Here is a 20,753-nt window from a genome sequence, read left to right as displayed (position 1 = left end):
CCATGCACACACGTACGTTTCTCGCACTCGGAGGCTAGCAAGCCGCCTCCGTTTCGTACGAACCATCGACTAGGCTCCGTGCGTCGCGCGCGCGAAGGAACATCACGGGGGTGGGTCCCATGGCGCCACAGCGGAACAACGGAGCGGGCGTGGAAGCGGAACTTCCCGAGTACGCAGGTCACTACCGGTTGGAGTCCCGCCTGGGCTCCGGCGGCATGGGCGTCGTGCATCTCGCCCGCAGTACGTCGGGGATGCGGGTGGCGGTGAAGGTCGTGCACGCCCGGTATGCCATGGACCCCGAGTTCCGGGGGCGTTTCCGGCAGGAGGTGGCGGCGGCTCGACGGGTGAGCGGTGCTTTCACCGCGTCCGTAGTCGATGCCGATCCCGAGGCCGAACGCCCTTGGATGGCCACGCTGTTCATCCCGGGTCCCACCCTCGCCGACCAGGTGAAGCGGAACGGGTCCATGCCCGCCGGGGAGTTGCGCCGACTGATGGCCGGGCTCGCCGAGGCCTTGCGCGACATACATCGCGTGGGCGTCGTGCACCGGGACCTGAAGCCGAGCAACGTCCTGCTCGCCGAGGACGGCCCGAAGGTCATCGACTTCGGCATTTCCCGGCCAAAAGACAGCGAACTGCGCACCGAGACGGGCAAGTTGATCGGCACACCGCCGTTCATGGCACCCGAGCAGTTCCGGCGGCCGCGCGAGGTGGGACCGGCCGCCGACATCTTCGCGCTCGGCTCGGTGATGGTGCACGCCGCCACCGGGCGCGGGCCGTTCGACTCCGACAGCCCGTACGTCGTCGCCTATCAAGTCGTGCATGACGAGCCGGACTTGACCGACGTACCGGACAATCTTGCTCCGCTGGTGCTGCGCTGTCTCGCCAAGGAGCCCGACGACCGGCCCACTCCTGACGAGTTGATGCGGGAACTGCGGTCGGTGGCGGCCTCGTACGACACCCAGGCGTTCATTCCGGCCCAGCGGCCCAGTCGTGATCCGCAGCCGGAGGAGGACATTGTCTGGGCGAACGATCCACCGCCCGGCAGAGCCGTGGGGCGCCTCCGCAATGGGGTGATCCTGGCGGCCGGGGCTCTTCTCCTCGCCGCGGGCGGGACGTTCGCCTCGGGTCAGCTTCTCGACGGCAGCGGCGGCGCGCCCGCGGAAAGCGGCACACTGTCCGCGCCGGTAGCGTTCGACGGCTGGCACACCAAGCCCAGCTCCGGAAGCCGTGGGATGCCGCAATGCTCGTACGGCGGAGGGAAGTTGCTCTGTGCCCTGGCGGGGCTGTTCTCCGCCCTCGACCCGGCCGACGGAACGGTGCTCTGGCGGCACACCCTTGCCGATCGGGACACCCCGGACGGCCCACCGGTCGCGGAGGGCGGGCTGGTGCAGGCCGTCACGAGCGACGGTCAGCGGCTGGTGGCCCTCGACCCCGACTCCGGTGCGACGCGCTGGACGATGGACATCTCCGCGTACGGGCGAGTGCAGTACGCGGGCGGCATGGTGCTGCTCACGCGCGCCGACGGAACGGTCGTCGGGATGGACGCCTCGTCGGGCAAGCAGGTCTGGAGTCGCAGGATCGGCGACCAGACCGAACCGGCCTTTGCCGCGTTCAGCGCCGACGGACTCGCCTACGCCACGAGTACGACCGTGGACGGGACCCACACGCTTGTGAGCGGGGTGGATCGGCAGACCGGTGACGCGCGGTGGGACGCCCGCCTTGCGGGGGAACTGAAGCCGGTCGGCGCGTACGACGGCAAGGTGTTCTTCATGTCGGTGGACAGCTATGGCGAGACCGACGCGCTGGTCCGGTACGACCCGAAGAGCCTCGCGGTACAGCGCGTACCGCTCGAAACGTCACTCCCCACCGCGCAGGCCACCGTGCACGGAAACACCGTGTATCTGCTGGCCACCGGTGGCGGGCTGGTGGCCGTCGACATGGAGCCGCGTGCGCTGCGCTGGCGGCTCGAGACATCCGTCAGCCAGGGCTCGGCGCCCGTGGCCGACGACAGGCACGTGTACTTCACCGCCGCCGACGGGCGGCTGCTCGCGGTGGATGTCCGTACGGGGAAACTCGCGGGGCAGACGCGTGCGCGGCTCGGCTCGGACTCCGAGTTCGTCGTGCTCGCGCTGCAGGCTCCCGTGATCGTCGAAGACCGCGTCTATGCCACCGCCCCCGACGGAACCGTCTTCGCCGTGGACGCGGGCGACCCGTCCCACTGGTGACGAGCGGAGAGTCCGCCCCCGTGTCCCACTGGTGATGCGCGAAGGGGCTGCACCCGTGTCCACTGGTGCCACCCCAAGAGTCCGTCCCCTTGTCCCACGCGAAGAAGCCGTCCCCGCGTCACACTGCTGACACGCAAAGAGGCCGCTCCCGAAGGAACGGCCCCCGCGTGCAAGCCTCAGCCCAGCAGGGAGACGTCCCGCACCGCGCCCTTGTCCGCGCTGGTCGCCATCGCCGCGTAGGCGCGGAGGGCGGCGGACACCTTGCGGTCGCGGTTGGCGGGGGCGTAGACGCCGTTCAGGGCGTCGCGGCGCGCGGCCAGCTCGTCGTCGGAGACGAGGAGCTCGATCGTACGGCTGGGGATGTCGATACGGATGCGGTCGCCGTCCTTGACCAGGGCGATCGTGCCGCCGGAGGCCGCCTCCGGGGAGGCGTGGCCGATGGACAGGCCGGAGGTGCCGCCGGAGAAGCGGCCGTCGGTGACCAGGGCGCAGGTCTTGCCGAGGCCCCGGCCCTTGAGGAAGGAGGTCGGGTAGAGCATCTCCTGCATGCCGGGGCCGCCCTTGGGGCCCTCATAGCGGATGACGACGACATCGCCGTGGGTGATCTCCTTGCGGAGGATCTTGTCGACGGCCTCGTCCTGGGACTCGCAGACGACCGCGGGGCCCTCGAAGGTCCAGATGGACTCGTCGACTCCGGCGGTCTTCACGACGCAGCCGTCGACGGCCAGGTTGCCCTTGAGGACGGCCAGGCCGCCGTCCTTGGAGTACGCGTGCTCTGCGGAGCGGATGCAGCCGCCCTCCGCGTCCTCGTCGAGGGCCTCCCAGCGCTCGGACTGGGAGAAGGCCTCGGAGGAGCGGACGCCGCCGGGGGCCGCGTACCACAGTTCGAGGGCCTCGGGGGACGGGGAGCCGGCGCGCACATCCCACGTCTTCAGCCAGTCGGCGAGGGACGGGCTGTGGACCGAGTGCACGTCCTCGTTCAGGTGGCCGCCGCGGTGCAGCTCGCCCAGGAGGGCCGGGATGCCGCCGGCGCGGTGCACGTCCTCCATGTAGTACGTGCGGTCCTTGGCGACGTTCGGTGCGACCTTGGCGAGGCAGGGCACGCGGCGCGAGACCTCGTTGATCTCGTCCAGGCCGAAGGGGACGCCCGCTTCCTGGGCGGCGGCCAGCAGGTGCAGGATCGTGTTCGTGGAGCCGCCCATCGCGATGTCGAGCGCCATGGCGTTCTCGAAGGCCGCGATGGTGGCGATGTTGCGGGGCAGGACCGACTCGTCGTCCTGGTCGTAGTACCGGCGCGTGATGTCGACGACCGTGCGGGCCGCGTCCTCGTACAGGCCCTTGCGCGCCGTGTGGGTGGCGAGGACCGAGCCGTTGCCCGGGAGGGACAGGCCGATGGCCTCGGTCAGGCAGTTCATGGAGTTGGCCGTGAACATGCCGGAGCAGGAGCCGCAGGTCGGACAGGCGTTCTCCTCGATACGGAGGATGTCCTCGTCCGAGATCTTGTCGTTCACGGCGTCGGAGATCGCGTCGACCAGGTCGAGGGTGCGGACCGTGCCGTCGACCAGCGTCGCGCGGCCGGACTCCATCGGGCCGCCGGAGACGAAGACCGTCGGGATGTTCAGGCGCAGGGCCGCCATCAGCATGCCGGGGGTGATCTTGTCGCAGTTCGAGATGCAGATCAGGGCGTCGGCGCAGTGGGCCTCCACCATGTACTCGACGCTGTCCGCGATCAGGTCGCGGGAGGGCAGCGAGTACAGCATGCCGCCGTGGCCCATCGCGATGCCGTCGTCGACCGCGATGGTGTTGAACTCGCGCGCGATGCCTCCGGCCGCGGTGATGGCCTCGCTCACGATCCGGCCGACCGGCTGGAGGTGGGTGTGACCCGGCACGAACTCCGTGAAGGAGTTGGCGACCGCGATGATCGGCTTACGGCCGATGTCCGCGCCCGGTACACCGGAGGCGCGCATAAGGGCGCGTGCGCCCGCCATGTTGCGGCCGTGGGTGACTGTGCGGGACCTCAGCTCGGGCATCGTCGCTCGCTCCTTCGGAGGGATACCGGCTCGTACGGGCCGGCAGTCGTGACTGCTGGTCGTGACTGATTCGAGCGTACGCCGGTGCTCCAAGGGCTGGACAGGGTGTCCGGTATGCGGGACGAGCGTCTCGGCCGACGGTCATCGGGGAGGGGCGGGGCGGGGGCGGGGGCGGGGGCGGGGGCGGATCAATCATGCGCGTAAGCGTTTACGAAGACGCTTACGTCCCCTGTCAGGGAGCCGTGAGATGCCCCTGCACCACCGGCGCCACCCGCTCGATGATCCACTCCGCGTCCGCCGAGGCCAGTGGCTCGACCTTGATCACGTACCGCAGCATCGCGATCCCCACCAGCTGCGCGGCCGCGAGTTCGGCGCGGAGTTCGGCGTCCGGCAGGTCGACCTGCTGGGCGACACGGCGCAGCAGTTGGGTGGCGATGAGGCGGCGGAAGATGGCGGCCGCGACCTCGTTGTTGAAGGCGGAGCGGACGATCGCGAGCAGCGGCGTACGGGTCGTCGGGTTCTCCCAGACGCCGAAGATGAAGCGGGTCATGCGCTCGCCGACGCCGTCGAGCGGGCCGTCCCCGAGCTCGGTCGACGCGGCGAGGGCGGGTGCGAGGACGACCTCGATGGCCGCCTCGAAGACCTGTTCCTTGGTACCGAAGTAGTGGTGCACGAGCGCCGAGTCGACGCCCGCGGCCTTGGCGATACCGCGTACCGACGTCTTCTCGTAACCCCGCTCGGAGAACTCCTCGCGGGCCGCTTCGAGAATGCTGTCGCGGGTCGCGGGGGCCGCCTCCGTCTGCGTACGGGAGGGGCGTCCCCGGCGGCGGGGGGCGGCCGCGTCGTGCGGGGCGGCGTCCGTCACCGGCGCGGCACCTTCATCGGGGAGGCGAGGTGGAGCCTGGTGAAGGCCAGCGCCTCGGCCAGGTCGGCCTCGCGCTCGGCGCTGGACATGGCGCGGCGGGTGTTGACCTCGATGACGACGTGGCCGTCGAAGCCGGTGAACGCGAGGCGTTCGAGCAGCTCGGCGCAGGGCTGGGTGCCGCGGCCCGGCACGAGGTGCTCGTCCTTGTTGGATCCGTTGCCGTCGGCGAGGTGCACGTGGCCGAGGCGGTCGCCCATGCGGTCGATCATCTGCAGGGCGTCGGTGCGGGCCGTAGCCGTGTGACTGAGGTCGATCGTGAAGTGACGGTAGTCCTCCTTCGTCACGTCCCAGTCGGGTGCGTACGCGAGCATCTCGCGATCGCGGTAACGCCAGGGGTACATGTTCTCGACGGCGAACCGTACGTCCGTCTCGTTCGCCATCCGCCAGATCCCGGTGACGAAGTCAGCGGCGTACTGGCGCTGCCAGCGGAAGGGCGGGTGTACGACGACGGTGCCGGCACCGAGCTTCTCGGCCGCCGCCTGTGCGCGCTGGAGTTTGACCCACGGGTCGGTGGACCACACGCGCTGCGTGATCAGCAGGCAGGGGGCGTGCACAGCGAGGATCGGGACCTGGTGGTAGTCGCTGAGTCTGCGCAGCGCCTCGACGTCCTGGCTCACCGGGTCGGTCCACACCATGATCTCGACGCCGTCGTACCCGAGGCGCGCGGCGATCTCGAAGGCCGTCGCCGTCGACTCCGGATACACGGACGCCGTGGACAGCGCGACCTTCGCATCCGGGATGCGCACAACTGGTTCTGCCACGAGGGACAGCGTACGGGTTGCCTCCGGCGGTTTGGCGGGGGTGGTGGGGTTTGGCTGGGGGCTGCCGGTGACCCCCAGCCCTCCACCCCTGGCCTCTGCGCCTGATCGCCGTTGGGGTCTGCCCGTAGGCGACTGACACGTCGTGTGTGGCTGAGCGCGCAGTTCCCCGCGCCCCTGGCCGGGCGCCGCCCGCTCCCGGACCCTCACCTGATCGCCGTTGCGGGAACCGCCCGTACGCGGCTGACACGTCGTATGTGGCTGAGCGCGCAGTTTCCCGCGCCTCTGGCCGGGCGCTCGCCCGGGCAGATGGTCTACTCCGATGCCATTTGGTCGAGGCGGCGGAGGATCACGCCCTCTCGGAGGGCCCAGGGGCAGATTTCGAGGGTTTCCACGCCGAAGAGGTCCATGGCCGCCTCGGCGACCAGGGCCCCCGCGAGGAGCTGGCTCGCGCGGCCCTCGGAGACGCCGGGGAGTTCGGCGCGCTCCTCGGCGGTCATGGCGGCGAGGCGCGGGACCCAGTCCTGGAGGGACCGGCGCTTGAGCTCGCGCTGGACGTACAGGCCGTCGGCGGAGCGTGCGGCGCCGGCGATACGGGCGAGCTGCCGGAAGGTCTTGGATGTGGCGACCACGTGGTCGGGGGCCCCGATACGGCTGAACTCCCCGACCGTACGGGCGATCTCGGCCCGCACATGACGGCGCAGCGCCCTGACGTCGGCGGGATCGGCGGGGTCGTTCGGCAGCCAGGCCGCGGTCAGCCGGCCGGCGCCCAGCGGCAGCGACACCGCGGCGTCCGGCTCCTCGTCTATGCCGTAGCCGATCTCCAGTGAGCCGCCGCCGATGTCGAGGACGAGCAGCTTGCCCGCCGACCAGCCGAACCAGCGGCGGGCCGCGAGGAAGGTGAGCCGGGCCTCTTCCGCACCGGTCAGGACCTGGAGTTCGACGCCGGTCTCGGCCTGGACCCGGGCGAGTACGTCGTCGGCGTTGCTGGCCTCGCGCACGGCGGAGGTCGCGAACGGCAGCAGGGCCTCGACGCCCTTGTCCTCGGCGGACTCCAGCGCGACCCTGACCGTCTCGATCAGTTTGTCGACGCCTTCGGGGTCGATCGCACCGCTCGCGTCGAGCAGTTGAGCGAGCCGCAAATCGGCCTTGTGCGAATGCGCGGGCAGCGGCCGTGCGCCGGGGTGTGCGTCCACCACCAGCAGATGCACCGTGTTCGAACCCACATCGAGGACACCGAGTCTCATATACGGAACGCTACTGCGAGTCCGGCCCTTCGAGTGGGGCGGGGCGGACAGCCTCGATGAAAGGCGGTGGTCGGACGGCGGGTGGGGCGTCCCCGGAGCGGGCCCGCGCGACTTACCCTGGACGGGTGCCAAAGACGAAAAAGGCGAAGCCCGACAAATCGGCCAAGGGTTCTTCGCAGGCGAAGGCCACCAAGTCCACGAAGTCTCCGGACAGGAGGGACGAGAAGGGGCTCGACTTCGCTCGCGCGTGGGTGGAGTTTCCGGATCCCGCCGACGGCGAGCAGGTCTTCCGGTGCGATCTGACATGGCTGACCTCTCGCTGGAACTGCATCTTCGGAAGCGGCTGCCAGGGCATCCAGGCGGGCCGCGCCGACGACGGCTGCTGCACCCTGGGGGCCCACTTCTCGGACGAGGACGACGAGAAACGGGTGGCCGGCCATGTGGCGAGGCTCACCCCGGACCTCTGGCAGCACCACGGCGTGGGGACGAAGACCGGCTGGGTCTCGGAGGACGACGACGGCGAACGCCAGACCCGCCCGTACAAGGGGTCCTGCATCTTCCAGAACCGCCCCGGCTTCGCGGGCGGTGCGGGCTGCTCGCTGCACATCCTCGCCGTGAAGGAGGGCCGCGAGCCGCTGGAGACCAAGCCGGACGTCTGCTGGCAGCTGCCCGTGCGGCGGACGTACGAGTGGATCGACCGGCCCGACGACACTCGGGTGCTCCAGGTGTCCATCGGTGAGTACGACCGGCGCGGCTGGGGTCCGGGCGGCCACGACCTGCACTGGTGGTGCACGTCGGCGACGTCGGCGCATGGCGCGGGCGACCCGGTGTACGTCTCGTACCGCCCCGAGCTCGTCGAGCTGATGGGCAAGGAGGGGTACGACCGGCTGGTCGAGCTCTGCGAGGAGAGGCTGGCCTCGCAGCTGCCCCTGCTGGCTCCGCATCCGGCCGACCCGGTCCACTGAGGTACTCCGGGACCTGACGGTTACGTCCACTGAGGTACTCCGGGACCTGACGGTTACGAGGACGGGCTCGGGTCGCCGCTGTTGTCGGGCGGCGGGGTCGAGCCCTCCGGATCGGAAGGCGTCGGGTCCGTGGGGCTCGGCGTGGGCGTGGACGGGGGTTCGGACGGAGTCGGGTCGCTGGGCGTGGGATCCGGGTCGGACGGGCCCGGGTCGCTCGGAGTGGGGTCGGGGTCGGACGGGGTCGGGTCGCTGGGGCGCGGGCCGGGGTGGGTGGGGCGTGCGTTCCCGAATCCCCCGATCGTGACCTGGGCTCCTGCCGGTGCGATCGACACCCGCGCGGTCCAGGGGCCCACCGGCTCGCGCAGATGATCGACGTACACCTTGATCGTCAACGACTCGCCGGGTTCGAGGGTTCCCGCGGACTGGCTCAGATAGAGCCAGTGGGCACCGGTGTACGCGGACCAGTGAACCGGTGAACTCCCGGACGCCCTCAGCGTGATGAGCGTCGTGTCGCCGCTGTTGCCGGCCTCCACGGAGAGCTGTCCCGCGCCTGGTGACCGGCTGCTCCCGGGGGCGCTGATGACCTCCACGGAGACGTCGGGCGACTGGCTGCCCTTGGTGAACGGACTGTCAGGTTCGGTACTGGCGTTGCCCGCGTTCTCGTAGCCGCCCGAGCCGTCGCCGCCGATGCCGTCGAGTTCGTTGTCGCCCTGCTCCTCGGTCGCGGTGATCGAGCGGCCGTCCGCGCCCTCGCCGGTGAGGGGCGCGCCCCGGTAGGCCGCCCAGAGGGCGAGCACGGGGGCGGCGACGACGGTGGCGACGACGGTCGTCGTCACGGCACGCGCGCGTAGCCGGTCCCTTCGTGCGGCACGGTCCTTGGGGTCCATCGGGAAACCGCGCCGGTCGAAGCGCGGAGCGCCGCCCCGCGCGCGTGGGACGTGCGCCATCGCGACGTGCAGGGCCGCGCGGGGGGCCTCAAGGACGGGAAGCGCGGCGGGCGTGACGCTGGTGCCGGGCCAGGATCCTGCGACCGCGCGCTCGGCGGTACGGCGGCAGCGCGGGCAGTCGTCGACATGCCGGACCAGCTCCCGGCGCAGGGCGGTGCCGAGCACGAGCTGGTGGTCGCCGGTGAGGCGGGCGACGCTCGGGCAGCTGCCGGTCTCCACGACGGCGAGCGCGGCGCGGGTGCGCTCGACCTCGCAGGCGGCGGAGCCGAGCAGTTCGCGCGTGGAGGCGAGATCCATCCCGAGGACGGCGGCGACCTCGTGGGCGGCGAGCTGGTGGCGTACGGCGAGTTCGAGCGCCTCACGCTGCTCCGGTGTGGTGCCGGCGGCCTCCGGCCAGGCCAGCAGGGCGAGTTCACGGTGGCGCTGTGCCTGGGTCTCTTCGGACACGGAGGGGGAGCCGGACACGGAAGCTGAGGCGGATCCGGCCACGGACCCGGACCCGGGGGCGCTCAGGGCTGCCGCCGCGCGCCGGTCCGCGGCGTCCTTGTCCGCCGGCGTGTACGCCGTCTCCTGCGCCGTCCTGCGCGCGGACTTGGGGTCGCTCTTCGGGGCGCCCTTATGGCTTGCGCGCCCCCGGCCGGAGGCGTGCGCCGCCTGGCGCCTGCGCCGCGTCTCGGCGAGTTTGCGCAGACAGGCCCAGCGGGCCAGCGCGTACAGCCAGGCCCTGCGGTCGTCCGCGGCCGCCGGAGCGCGCGTGCCCCGGCGTTCGGCCAGGGCGAGAACGTCACCCAGGGCGGCGGTCGCCGCGTCGTGGTCGCACAGGACGGACAGGCAGTAGGTGAACAGGCCGTCCAGGTAGGGCTCATAGCGCGCGGGTGGGCGCTGAGCCATGGTGGTGCGGGTCGACGCGCCCCGGGGCGCGGCCCCCCGCTTGCGCGCGTCTCCGTGCGCCCGGTGTGCGCCGGTGGTGTGCGTGGAGGTCTCCGGACTGCTGCTCATCACCCGTGCGACCGTAGGTGCCAATCGGTGGCCCCTTCCTCCTCCTTGAGCACATTTAATCCGTACGGGTGAAACGATCCCTCATTAGGGGACAGGCACCTCCGATTCCGTGGCCTACGCCGTCACGGCGGGCGATGGCAATGCCATACGGGGGCGCGTGCCGGGCAGGTATCAGGCACGCGCCGGGCGAGAGGCGGATGAGGACCCGGGAAGCCTCCGGGTACTCCTGTGCACAGCGCCGGCCGCGGTGTCGGTGGGCTCGGCTACGGTTCGGTGCATGGCTGCCCGTACGAAATCCGCGAAGGACCGTCCGTCCTACCGCTGCACCGAGTGCGGCTGGCAGACGGCCAAGTGGCTCGGCCGTTGCTCCGAGTGCCAGGCGTGGGGGACGGTCGAGGAGTACGGCGCGCCCGCCGTCCGGACGACGACACCGGGCCGGGTCACCACGTCCGCGGTGCCCATCGGCCAGGTCGACGGCCGCCAGGCCACCGCCCGCAGCACCGGTGTCCCCGAGCTGGACCGCGTCCTCGGCGGCGGTCTCGTCCCCGGCGCGGTCGTCCTCATCGCGGGTGAGCCGGGCGTCGGCAAGTCCACGCTGCTCCTTGACGTGGCGGCGAAGGCGGCGAGCGACGAACACCGCACGCTGTATGTGACCGGCGAGGAGTCGGCCGGCCAGGTGCGGCTCCGCGCCGACCGCATCAAGGCGATCGACGACCACCTGTATCTCGCCGCCGAGACCGATCTGGCCGCCGTTCTCGGTCACTTGGACGCGGTGAAGCCGTCCCTGCTCATCCTGGACTCCGTACAGACCGTCGCCTCCCCGGAGATCGACGGAGCACCGGGCGGTATGGCCCAGGTCAGGGAGGTCGCCGGGGCGCTCATCCGGGTCTCCAAGGAGCGCGGCATGTCCACCCTCCTGGTCGGCCATGTCACCAAGGACGGCGCGATCGCGGGCCCCCGCCTCCTCGAACACCTCGTGGACGTCGTCCTGAGCTTCGAGGGCGACCGGCACGCGCGCCTCAGGCTCGTCCGAGGAGTCAAGAACCGTTACGGGACGACGGACGAGGTCGGCTGTTTCGAGCTGCACGACGAGGGCATCACGGGCCTCGCCGACCCCAGCGGCCTCTTCCTGACCCGTCGCGCCGAGGCGGTTCCCGGCACCTGTCTGACGGTCACTCTGGAGGGCCGCCGCCCCTTGGTCGCCGAGGTGCAGGCGCTCACGGTCGACTCGCAGATCCCCTCCCCGCGTCGTACGACCTCCGGTCTGGAGACCTCCCGCGTCTCGATGATGCTCGCCGTCCTGGAGCAGCGCGGCCGGATCACCGCCCTCGGGAAGCGGGACATCTACTCGGCGACGGTCGGCGGCGTGAAGCTCTCCGAGCCCGCCGCGGACCTCGCGATCGCGCTCGCCCTCGCCTCCGCCGCGAGCGACACCCCGCTCCCCAAGAACCTCGTGGCGATCGGTGAAGTGGGCCTCGCGGGCGAGGTCAGACGGGTCACGGGCGTGCAGCGCCGACTCGCGGAAGCCCACCGGCTGGGCTTCACGCACGCGCTCGTGCCGAGCGACCCGGGCAAGATCCCTCCCGGTATGAAGGTCCTGGAAGTCGCCGACATGGGGGCCGCGCTGAGCGTCCTGCCGAGGTCGCGTCGTCGAGAGGCCCCACGGGAGGAGGAAGAGCGCCGGTAGACTTTGCCCTGGTCTCGCCCATCCGTACGAACCAAGGGCGACCGGAAACCCCCCGCGACCCGAGGAGTGCAGTGGCAGCCAACGACCGGGCAGCAGCTCCCGGAAAGTCCGGTGGGAGCTCCGGTGCCGATGGCCTGATGCGCGCCGCCCTGAGCGCCGTGGCACCCGGCACGGCACTGCGCGACGGACTCGAGCGGATCCTCCGCGGCAACACGGGCGGACTCATCGTGCTCGGGTCCGACAAGACCGTCGAGGCGATGTGCACCGGCGGCTTCGTGCTGGACGTCGAGTTCACCGCGACGCGGCTGCGCGAGCTGTGCAAGCTCGACGGCGGCATCGTGATCGACAAGGACATCACCAAGATCCTGCGGGCGGGCGTCCAGCTGGTGCCCGACCCGATGATCCCCACGGAGGAGACCGGCACCCGGCACCGCACCGCGGACCGGGTGAGCAAGCAGGTCGACTTCACGGTCGTCTCGGTCTCCCAGTCGATGCGCCTGATCGCCCTCTACGTGGACGGCCAGCGCCGCGTCCTGGAGGACTCCGCGGCGATCCTCTCCCGCGCCAACCAGGCCCTCGCGACCCTGGAGCGCTACAAACTCCGTCTCGACGAGGTCGCGGGCACCCTGTCTGCCCTGGAGATCGAGGACCTGGTCACGGTCCGCGATGTCTCGGCGGTGGCCCAGCGGCTGGAGATGGTGCGCCGGATCGCCACCGAGATCGCCGAGTACGTGGTGGAGCTGGGCACCGACGGGCGCCTTCTCGCCCTCCAGCTCGACGAGTTGATCGCCGGCGTCGAGCCCGAGCGCGAACTCGTCGTACGGGACTACGTGCCCGAGCCGACCGCCAAGCGCTCCCGCACGGTCGACGAGGCCCTCTTCGAGCTCAACGCGCTCAGCCACGCCGAGCTGCTCGAACTCTCCACCGTGGCACGGGCGTTGGGCTACACCGGCTCCCCCGAGGCGCTGGACTCCGCCGTCTCCCCGCGCGGCTACCGCCTGCTCGCCAAGGTGCCCCGCCTGCCCGGCGCGATCATCGACCGCCTGGTGGAGCACTTCGGCGGCCTGCAGAAGCTTCTCGCCGCCAGCGTCGACGACCTTCAGACGGTCGACGGGGTGGGCGAGGCGCGGGCGCGCAGTGTCCGGGAAGGGCTTTCGCGACTGGCGGAGTCGTCGATTCTGGAGCGGTACGTCTGAGAGGTGGCCGACCGGTACCGGTCGGCTGCTCAGGGGGCTGCGCCCGCCCCCTCAGGTGTCTCAGCTCCGTCTGCCCTCCGCTTTCAGTCCTTGGAGAGCACGAACGACGTCTGCGCCTTCGTCAGTCCCGGCACCTGGACCTCCACCAGGTACGTGCCGGCGGTCGCCGAAATCGCGGGCGGCGTGGCGCACTCGGGGGCGCTGGCCTTGCGGTCCCACTCCACCGTGCGGGTCACCTGTCCGTTGGCGGTGACGCGGAAGAGGAGACTGGCGGAACCCGTCGGGCAGTCGCCGGAGGACCAGATGTCGTCGTCGCTGCCGGCCTGGGTGATCGTCACGACGGCACCCTTCGGGCCGAGGTCGACCTTGCAGTCGCTGCCGGAGGAGTTCGTCGCGGTCAGCTCGAACGTGGGCTTCTCGCCGGGCGCGTAGCTGTTGCGCACGCTGCTCAGCGTCAACTTGACCGCGCTCGCGGTGCAGTTGGGGAGAGTGGAACCGGCCGGAAGCTGATCGGCCGATCCTCCGGAGCCGTTGGAGCCGTCGTCGGTTCCAGTACCCGTACCGTCGCTCCCACTTGAGTCCCCGGAACCGGCGGTGGACCCTGCGCCGGAGCCCGAACCCGACCCGTCGTCGGATCCGTCGTCCGAACCGCTGCCACCCGTGCCGGCCGTCGACTCGTCGCGCCCGCCCGGGTTTTCACTGATCGCGGGACCTGAGCCGGACGGCCCGGGAGTGATCGTCGAGGGCACCGGGTTCTTGCCGTTGGATCCGTCCCCGTTGTTCGACCCGCCTCCGCCGCCGGAGCCGATCACCCACACGATCAGCAGCGCCAACAGGGCGAGCAGGGACAGCAGAACGGCCCTCCGACGCCAGTAGATGGTGGAGGGAAGCGGCCCGACCGGATTGCGCAGTGATCCCACGGCGCAAACTGTACGAGAGATCCGCGTCGGTGCTTGCCCCCACCCGCCGCCCTGGGTCAACTTTTCCGGATCATCATTCCGGGCTATGTGCTTACGGGGCACCGGGGTTGGGCTTTTTCGCCCCCTCCGCCCCTACCCGTCCCTTGTTCCTGGGGGCTGCGCCCCCAGACCCCCCTTCGCGCTGAACGCGCTCGTCCTCAAACGCCGGACGGGCTAAAAGATCTCTAGCCCCGGCCGACGGAAACGGGTGGGGGCGAAGGGAGCGAAAAACCACCCCACCCGACCTGCACCAGCAGACATCCCCGCCCACCCCCACATGGCAGGATCGACCCCGTCATGACTGCACCCACCAAACCCACGCCCCAGTCCGCGAACGCCACCACAGCCGCCGCCACCGGCGAGACCCTCCACACCCCCGTCATCGCCTGGTTCGACGCGCACGCCCGTGATCTCCCGTGGCGCCGTCCGGAGGCCGGCCCCTGGGGAGTGATGGTCAGCGAGTTCATGCTGCAGCAGACGCCGGTGAACCGTGTGCTGCCCGTGTACGAGCAGTGGCTGTCCCGCTGGTCCCGCCCCGCCGACCTGGCCAAGGAGCCGCCGGGCGAAGCGGTCCGCGCCTGGGGCCGCCTCGGCTACCCCCGCCGCGCCCTGCGCCTGCACGGCGCCGCGGTGGCCATAACGGAACGGCACGGCGGCGACGTACCGGCGGAGCACGCGCAGTTGCTCGCGCTGCCCGGAATCGGGGAGTACACGGCGGCGGCGGTGGCGTCGTTCGCGTACGGCCGGCGTCACGCCGTGCTGGACACGAACGTACGACGGGTCTTCGCGCGGGCGGTCACCGGTGTGCGGTACCCCCCGAACGCGACGACGGCGGCGGAGCGCAAGCTCGCCCGCGCGCTGCTGCCCGACAGCGAGCGGACCGCCTCCCGCTGGGCCGCCGCCTCCATGGAGCTGGGCGCACTCGTCTGCACGGCGAAGAACGAGACCTGTGACCGCTGCCCGATCGCGGCGCGCTGCGCGTGGCGTCTGGCCGGGAAGCCCGAGCACGAGGGGCCGCCGCGGCGCGGCCAGACGTACGCCGGTACGGACCGCCAGGTGCGCGGCAAGCTCCTTGCCGTACTCAGGGAGGCCGTCACCCCGGTCCCGCAGGCCGTCCTGGACGGCGTGTGGGCCGAGCCGGTGCAGCGGGCCCGCGCCCTCGACGGCCTCGTCGCCGACGGGCTCGTGGAACCGCTCGCGGGTGGTCTGTATCAACTCCCCTTGACGTAACCGACGCAGCCGGTACGGCAAAACAATCGCAACCTGGACATAACAGCACCCCGTCTTACCCATGCCCTACATCCGTTACACAACCGACGGACAGCCGAGCGTTCTCCGCATGCTGGCTCGGACAGGCCCGTGACAACCCCTCCGTAGCTTCATCTCAGGCAACGGACAACCGGCGGCCGGCGACAGCCGACAGGCCGGAAACGGGGATGGAGGCGGTTGATCATGGCGCACGGCGAGGTGCTCGAATTCGAGGAGTACGTCCGCACCCGGCAGGACGCGCTGCTGCGCAGTGCCCGCCGCCTGGTTCCCGACCCCGTCGACGCCCAGGACCTGCTGCAGACGGCGCTCGTGCGGACGTACGGCCGCTGGGACGGCATCGCGGACAAGCGGCTCGCCGATGCCTACCTGCGGCGCGTGATGATCAACACGCGGACCGAGTGGTGGCGGGCCCGGAAGCTCGAAGAGGTGCCGACCGAGCAGCTTCCGGACGCCTGCGTCGACGACTCCACCGAGCAGCACGCGGACCGTGCCCTGCTGATGGACATCATGAAGGTGCTGGCTCCCAAGCAGCGCAGTGTCGTGGTGCTGCGACACTGGGAGCAGATGTCCACTGAGGAGACGGCCGCCGCCCTCGGCATGTCGGCCGGTACGGTCAAGAGCACGCTGCACCGGGCCCTGGCCCGGCTCCGCGAGGAGCTGGAGAACCGGGACTACGAGGAGCGCGGCGCACGCGCGCTCGAAGTGAGTGAGGGGCGGGAGCGTTGCGCGGCGTAGAAAACCGGGCCAGGCAGGTCGGACGGGCCGGCTCAGTCCGGTCGTCCCGGCCGGCCCGGCAGGCTGTGAAGGCGGGGAGTGCGGCGGTGGCCGCGTTCGCCGCCCTCGGCCTTTTCCTGACCGCCTGCGCGACGGGCGGTACGGGAGCCCGCGACGAGGGCCCGGCGGGCAGCGAAGCCGCCGTGCCCAGCACCGCGCAGTCACCCGCCGCCTCCGCCGCGAAGACACCCCAGCGCGTGGACGCGGTCAAGCTCGTCAAGAACGACCCGGAGGTCAGCCCGGCGGTCAAGAGCGCCCTGAAGCCGTGCGTCGCCGACGAGTACCCGGTGGACGTGTCGTACGGAAAACTGACCGGCGGAACCGCGAACGACGTCGTGGTCAACGTGATGACCTGCGCCGATGCCGTCGGCGTCGGCTCGTACGTCTACCGCGAGAAGGACGGCAGGTACCAGAACGTCTTCAAGACCGAGGAACCTCCGGTCTACGCCGAGATCGACCGGGGCGACCTGGTGGTCACCCAGCAGCTGTACGCGAAGGGCGACCCGATGTCGTATCCCTCCAGCGAAGAAGTGATCACCTACGCCTGGTCGGCGAACCACTTCGCGGAGGAGTCCCGGATCCACAACGACTACAGCAAAGCGGTGGGCGGCGCGGAGGCCCCCACCGCCGCGACCGACAACTGAGAACAGATACCTGACAACAAGGGATGGCAGAGCCTCGGATGGCAGAACACCGGATGCCGGAGCACCGGATGTCGGAACATCGGTCGGCAGAGCATCGGATGGCAGATCACCGGATGTCGGAGCATCGCATGTCGGAGCACCGGATGGCAGAGCAGACCCACGTCCTGTTCGTCGAGGACGACGACGTCATCCGCGAGGCCACCCAGCTCGCGCTGGAGCGGGACGGCTTCGCGGTCACCGCGATGCCCGACGGACTGTCGGGCCTGGAGGCGTTCCGCGCGAACCGCCCCGACATCGCGCTCCTGGATGTCATGGTGCCCGGTCTTGACGGCGTCAGCCTGTGCCGCCGTATCCGCGACGAGTCGACCGTCCCCGTGATCATGCTGTCCGCGCGCGCCGACTCGATCGACGTCGTCCTGGGGCTGGAGGCGGGCGCCGACGACTACGTGACCAAGCCGTTCGACGGCGCCGTCCTGGTCGCCCGCATCCGCGCGGTGCTGCGCCGCTTCGGGCACGCGAGCGGGCCGGCGAACGGCTCGGCGACGGAGGGGCACTCGTCGGTCGACGGCAGTGTGCTCTCCTTCGGCCACGGCGATCTGGAGATCGACACCGAGGGCATGGAGGTCCGCAGGGGCGGTACGCCGGTGGCGCTGACGCCCACCGAGATGCGGCTGCTCCTGGAGTTCTCGTCGGCGCCGGGCACGGTCCTGAGCCGCGACAAGCTGCTCGAACGCGTGTGGGACTACGGCTGGGGCGGTGACACCCGCGTCGTCGACGTCCATGTGCAGCGGCTGCGTACGAAGATCGGCCAGGACCGCATCGAGACGGTCCGCGGCTTCGGCTACAAGTTGAAGGCCTGAGCAGGGGTATGCGGGGGATATTCAGCCGCCGGGTTCCGAAAAGAACGGCCGGGGCCAAAAGGGGCAACGGCGCGGGCATCCGGACCGGCGTCCGATGGAAACTCAGCGCCGCGATCGCCCTCGTCGGCGCGCTGGTCGCGATCGCGCTGAGCCTGGTCGTGCACAACGCGGCGCAGGTGTCGATGCTCGACAACTCGCGCGATCTGGCGGACGAGCGCCTCCAGGTCGCACAGCGCATGTACGAGTCGGGGCGCACGCTGGCCTTCGGGGTCGAGGTCGACGACCCGTCCATCCCTGCGGCCCTGCTGGAGAAGGTCACGCAGGGGCGGCGGGCGACCTACGTGTCCGACGGCCCCAGCGGCGTGCCGGACATCTGGGCCGCCGTGCCGCTCAAGGACGGCCGCGTCCTCTCGCTCCACACGGGTTTCACCGACCGCAACAGCGACGTCATGACCGATCTCGACCAGGCGCTGCTCATCGGCTCGATCGCGGTCGTCTTCGGCGGCAGCGCGCTCGGCGTGCTCATCGGCGGCCAGTTGTCGCACCGGCTGCGCAAGGCCGCCGCCGCGGCGAACCAGGTCGCCTCGGGCGACACCGAGGTCCGGGTGGGCGACTCCATCGGCGGGTTCCTGCGCGACGAGACCGACGACCTGGCACGGGCGGTGGACGCGATGGCGGACACGCTCCAGCAGCGTATCGAGGCCGAGCGCCGGGTGACCGCCGACATCGCGCACGAGCTGCGTACGCCGGTGACGGGGCTGCTGACCGCGGCGGAACTGCTGCCTCCCGGCCGCCCGACCGAGCTCGTCCGCGACCGTGCCCAGGCCATGCGCACCCTCGTCGAGGACGTCCTGGAGGTCGCACGGCTCGACGGCGCCTCCGAGCGGGCCGAGCTGCAGGACATCCTGCTCGGCGAGTTCGTGTCACGGCGGGTGACGGCCAAGGACGCGGACATCGAGGTACGCGTCGTGCACGAGTCGGAGGTCACGACGGACCCGCGCCGCCTGGAGCGCGTCCTGTTCAACCTCCTCGCCAACGCGGCCCGGCACGGCAAGCCGCCCGTCCAGGTGACCGTCGAGGGCCGCGTCATCCGCGTACGCGATCACGGCCCCGGCTTCCCGGCGGCCCTCCTAGTCGACGGCCCCCGCCGCTTCCGCACCGGCAGCCCCGACCGCGCGGGCTACGGCCACGGCCTCGGCCTCACCATCGCCGCAGGCCAGGCCCGAGTCCTCGGCGCCCGCCTGACCTTCCGCAACGTCCTGCCCCCCGGCGCCCCTGACGACGTCCCCGCCGAGGGCGCGGTAGCAGTCCTCTGGCTACCGGAACACGCCCCGACGAACACGGGGAGCTATCCGATGCTGCCGGACTAGACATCGACATCCGCAGCCCGGCTGCCGCTGGAGATTTTCAGCCCGTCCGGCGTTCGAGGACGTGCCCGTCCAGGCCGACAGCGGGGGTCTGGGGCGGCAGCCCCCAGAAACGGGACCGGAAGGGGCGGAGGGGGCGAAGAAACTCACGCCCCAGCCCCGTACACGCACACGCACACGCACACGTAAGAACGAAGACCCCCGGGGCGGACAACGCCGGGGGTCTTCGGGCCGAGAAGGAGTGGACGCGACTCAGACGGCCTCTGCAACCGTCTGCTTCACCCCGGCGGCGTCCCCAGCCGCCCCCTCCTCGACCGGCTTCGCCGCCCCCGCCCCCTTGAGCGGAACCTCCTTGACGAACAGCCCGGCGACCAGCGCGATCACAGCCACCACCGCCCCCAGCAGGAACGCGGAGTGCGTCCCGGAGGACACCGCGTACTGGTACGCCTCCCGCGCCGCGACCGGCAGCTTCGCCAGACTGGCCGCATCGAGCTGCGCGGACTGCTCGGTCACCTGCGACCCGAGCGCCCCGGCCCGCTCGACCATCACGTCCTGCACCCGCTGGTTGAACAGCGCACCCATGATCGCGACACCGAAGGAGGAGCCGAGCGTACGGGCGAGGGTGCTGGTGGAGGACGCGACACCCATGTCCTTCAGCTCGACGCTGTTCTGCGCGACCAGCATGGTGATCTGCATCAGGCAGCCCATACCGGCGCCGACCACGGCCATGTACACCCCGGACGTCAGCCGGGTCGTCTCGGTGTCCATCTGCGAGAGCAGGTAGAGGCCGACCGTCATGAGCAAGCTGCCCGCGATCGGAAAGACCTTGTACCGGCCGGTGTTGGTGGTGACCCGCCCGGCCACCATCGAGGTGACGAGCATCGCACCGAGCATCGGCAGAAGCAGCAGCCCCGAGTTGGTCGCGGACGCGCCCTGCACCGACTGCTGGTACAGCGGAAGGAAGAGCGTCGCACCGAACATCACGAACCCGGTGATGAAGGCGATGATCGACATGAGGGTGAAGTTGCGGCTGCGGAAGATGTGCAGCGGTACGACCGGCGCGGCGGCCTTGGTCTGCACGAGGACGAACCCGACGAGCGCGACGACACCGATGGCGATGAGTTCCATGATCCGGGCCGAGCCCCAGGCGTACTCACTGCCGCCCCAGGTGGTGACGAGCACGATGGATGTGATGCCCACGGTGAGCAGCCCGGCGCCCAGATAGTCGATCCGTCCCTCCACCCGCTTCTTCGGCAGATGCAGTACGGCGCTGATCGCGAGGAGCGCGACGATGCCGAGCGGCAGGTTGATGTAGAAGGACCAGCGCCAGCCCCAGTGGTCGGTGATGGTGCCGCCGACGAGCGGTCCGGCGATCATGGCGAGCGCCATCACGCCGGCCATCATGCCCTGGTACTTGCCCCGCTCACGCGGCGGAATGAGGTCCCCGATGATCGCCATGACGCCGACCATCAGACCGCCGGCGCCGAGCCCCTGGATCGCGCGGAACCCGATGAGCTGTCCCATGTCCTGGGCCATACCGCTGAGCGCGGACCCGATCAGGAAGATCACGATCGAGGTCATGAAGGCGCCCTTGCGCCCGTACATGTCGCCCAGCTTGCCCCAGATGGGGGTGGAGGCCGCGGTCGCGAGGGTGTACGCCGTCACCACCCACGACAGGTGTTCCAGTCCTCCCAGCTCGCCCACGATCGTCGGCATCGCGGTGCCGATGATCATGTTGTCGAGCATCGCCAGCATCATCGCGACCATCAGCGCGAACAGGACCACGCGCACGCTGCGTGGCTGTTTCTCGGGCTCTGCCACCACTCCGGTGTTGTCCGCCATAGTTCCCACTCCCCTAGGTACAGCTGCCGTCGTCGGCCACTTACTTGCCGACCGGCAAG

Annotated in this window: 16 protein-coding genes; 9 read left to right on the top strand and 7 right to left on the bottom strand. The window is 70.7% G+C overall.

Features of this window, described 5'->3' with window-relative positions; genetic code table 11:
* Positions 1-119 precede the first annotated feature (119 nt).
* On the top strand, positions 120-2,225 hold the full coding sequence (locus ACFVKT_RS32715; protein ID WP_385738259.1) for a serine/threonine-protein kinase: 2,106 nt from the start codon (positions 120-122) through the stop codon (positions 2,223-2,225).
* 176 nt (positions 2,226-2,401) lie between these two features.
* Here the strand turns inward: ACFVKT_RS32715 and ilvD are convergent, their stop codons facing one another.
* The 4 genes from ilvD to ACFVKT_RS32695 all read right to left on the bottom strand — a co-directional run bounded on the left by ilvD (position 2,402) and on the right by ACFVKT_RS32695 (position 7,185).
* Positions 2,402-4,255 carry a dihydroxy-acid dehydratase gene (gene ilvD, locus ACFVKT_RS32710; protein ID WP_385738257.1) on the bottom strand — a complete coding sequence of 618 codons (1,854 nt, stop codon included), beginning with the start codon at positions 4,253-4,255 and terminating at the stop codon, positions 2,402-2,404.
* Between the two features lie 232 nt (positions 4,256-4,487).
* Positions 4,488-5,120, bottom strand: a complete 633-nt coding sequence (locus tag ACFVKT_RS32705) for a TetR family transcriptional regulator (RefSeq protein WP_385738255.1) — start codon at positions 5,118-5,120, stop codon at positions 4,488-4,490.
* A complete protein-coding gene (locus ACFVKT_RS32700; protein WP_385738253.1) occupies positions 5,117-5,941 on the bottom strand; it encodes a sugar phosphate isomerase/epimerase family protein in 825 nt (274 codons plus the stop codon). The genes ACFVKT_RS32705 and ACFVKT_RS32700 overlap by 4 nt, the downstream gene beginning before the upstream one ends.
* A 311-nt stretch (positions 5,942-6,252) precedes the next feature.
* Entirely contained in the window at positions 6,253-7,185 is a 933-nt protein-coding gene (locus ACFVKT_RS32695) for a Ppx/GppA family phosphatase (RefSeq protein ID WP_385738251.1), read from the bottom strand.
* 125 nt (positions 7,186-7,310) lie between these two features.
* Here ACFVKT_RS32695 and ACFVKT_RS32690 point away from each other — a divergent pair, with 125 nt between their 5' ends.
* Positions 7,311-8,150 carry a hypothetical protein gene (locus tag ACFVKT_RS32690; protein WP_385738249.1) on the top strand — a complete coding sequence of 280 codons (840 nt, stop codon included), beginning with the start codon at positions 7,311-7,313 and terminating at the stop codon, positions 8,148-8,150.
* Between the two features lie 53 nt (positions 8,151-8,203).
* On the opposite strand, the gene ACFVKT_RS32685 is transcribed toward ACFVKT_RS32690, so the two are convergent.
* Positions 8,204-10,099, bottom strand: a complete 1,896-nt coding sequence (locus tag ACFVKT_RS32685) for a hypothetical protein (protein WP_385738247.1) — start codon at positions 10,097-10,099, stop codon at positions 8,204-8,206.
* Between the two features lie 274 nt (positions 10,100-10,373).
* Between ACFVKT_RS32685 and radA the strand changes: the two genes are divergently transcribed.
* Together radA and disA are read left to right on the top strand one after the other, a co-directional pair.
* Positions 10,374-11,783, top strand: a complete 1,410-nt coding sequence (radA, locus tag ACFVKT_RS32680) for a DNA repair protein RadA (protein WP_385738245.1) — start codon at positions 10,374-10,376, stop codon at positions 11,781-11,783.
* Positions 11,784-11,854: 71 nt separating this feature from the next.
* Positions 11,855-12,979 carry a DNA integrity scanning diadenylate cyclase DisA gene (gene disA, locus ACFVKT_RS32675; RefSeq protein WP_385738243.1) on the top strand — a complete coding sequence of 375 codons (1,125 nt, stop codon included), beginning with the start codon at positions 11,855-11,857 and terminating at the stop codon, positions 12,977-12,979.
* 83 nt (positions 12,980-13,062) lie between these two features.
* On the opposite strand, the gene ACFVKT_RS32670 is transcribed toward disA, so the two are convergent.
* Positions 13,063-13,899, bottom strand: a complete 837-nt coding sequence (locus tag ACFVKT_RS32670; RefSeq protein ID WP_385738241.1) for a hypothetical protein — start codon at positions 13,897-13,899, stop codon at positions 13,063-13,065.
* Positions 13,900-14,235: 336 nt separating this feature from the next.
* On the opposite strand from ACFVKT_RS32670, the gene ACFVKT_RS32665 reads away from it, so the two are divergent.
* The 5 genes from ACFVKT_RS32665 to cseC all read left to right on the top strand — a co-directional run bounded on the left by ACFVKT_RS32665 (position 14,236) and on the right by cseC (position 18,855).
* On the top strand, positions 14,236-15,168 hold the full coding sequence (locus tag ACFVKT_RS32665; protein WP_385738239.1) for an A/G-specific adenine glycosylase: 933 nt from the start codon (positions 14,236-14,238) through the stop codon (positions 15,166-15,168).
* 222 nt (positions 15,169-15,390) lie between these two features.
* Positions 15,391-15,942, top strand: a complete 552-nt coding sequence (locus ACFVKT_RS32660; protein WP_385738237.1) for a SigE family RNA polymerase sigma factor — start codon at positions 15,391-15,393, stop codon at positions 15,940-15,942.
* Between the two features lie 86 nt (positions 15,943-16,028).
* Positions 16,029-16,625 (top strand): hypothetical protein, encoded by a 597-nt coding sequence (locus ACFVKT_RS32655; protein WP_385738235.1) that lies wholly within the window; start codon positions 16,029-16,031, stop codon positions 16,623-16,625.
* A gap of 143 nt (positions 16,626-16,768) precedes the next feature.
* On the top strand, positions 16,769-17,485 hold the full coding sequence (gene cseB, locus ACFVKT_RS32650; RefSeq protein ID WP_385738233.1) for a two-component system response regulator CseB: 717 nt from the start codon (positions 16,769-16,771) through the stop codon (positions 17,483-17,485).
* A gap of 8 nt (positions 17,486-17,493) precedes the next feature.
* Positions 17,494-18,855, top strand: coding sequence for a two-component system sensor histidine kinase CseC (cseC, locus tag ACFVKT_RS32645; RefSeq protein ID WP_385738231.1), 1,362 nt, complete (start codon positions 17,494-17,496; stop codon positions 18,853-18,855).
* Positions 18,856-19,104: 249 nt separating this feature from the next.
* Here cseC and ACFVKT_RS32640 read toward each other — a convergent pair whose 3' ends face one another.
* On the bottom strand, positions 19,105-20,694 hold the full coding sequence (locus tag ACFVKT_RS32640) for an MDR family MFS transporter (protein WP_385738229.1): 1,590 nt from the start codon (positions 20,692-20,694) through the stop codon (positions 19,105-19,107).
* Between the last annotated feature and the right edge of the window lie 59 nt (positions 20,695-20,753).

This window comes from Streptomyces sp. NPDC127595, from assembly GCF_042671685.1.
In the GTDB taxonomy this organism is placed as follows: Bacteria; Actinomycetota; Actinomycetes; order Streptomycetales; family Streptomycetaceae; genus Streptomyces.
The sequence above is the reverse complement of the archived record's forward strand: the minus strand, read 5'-3'. Positions and strand labels throughout refer to the sequence as shown.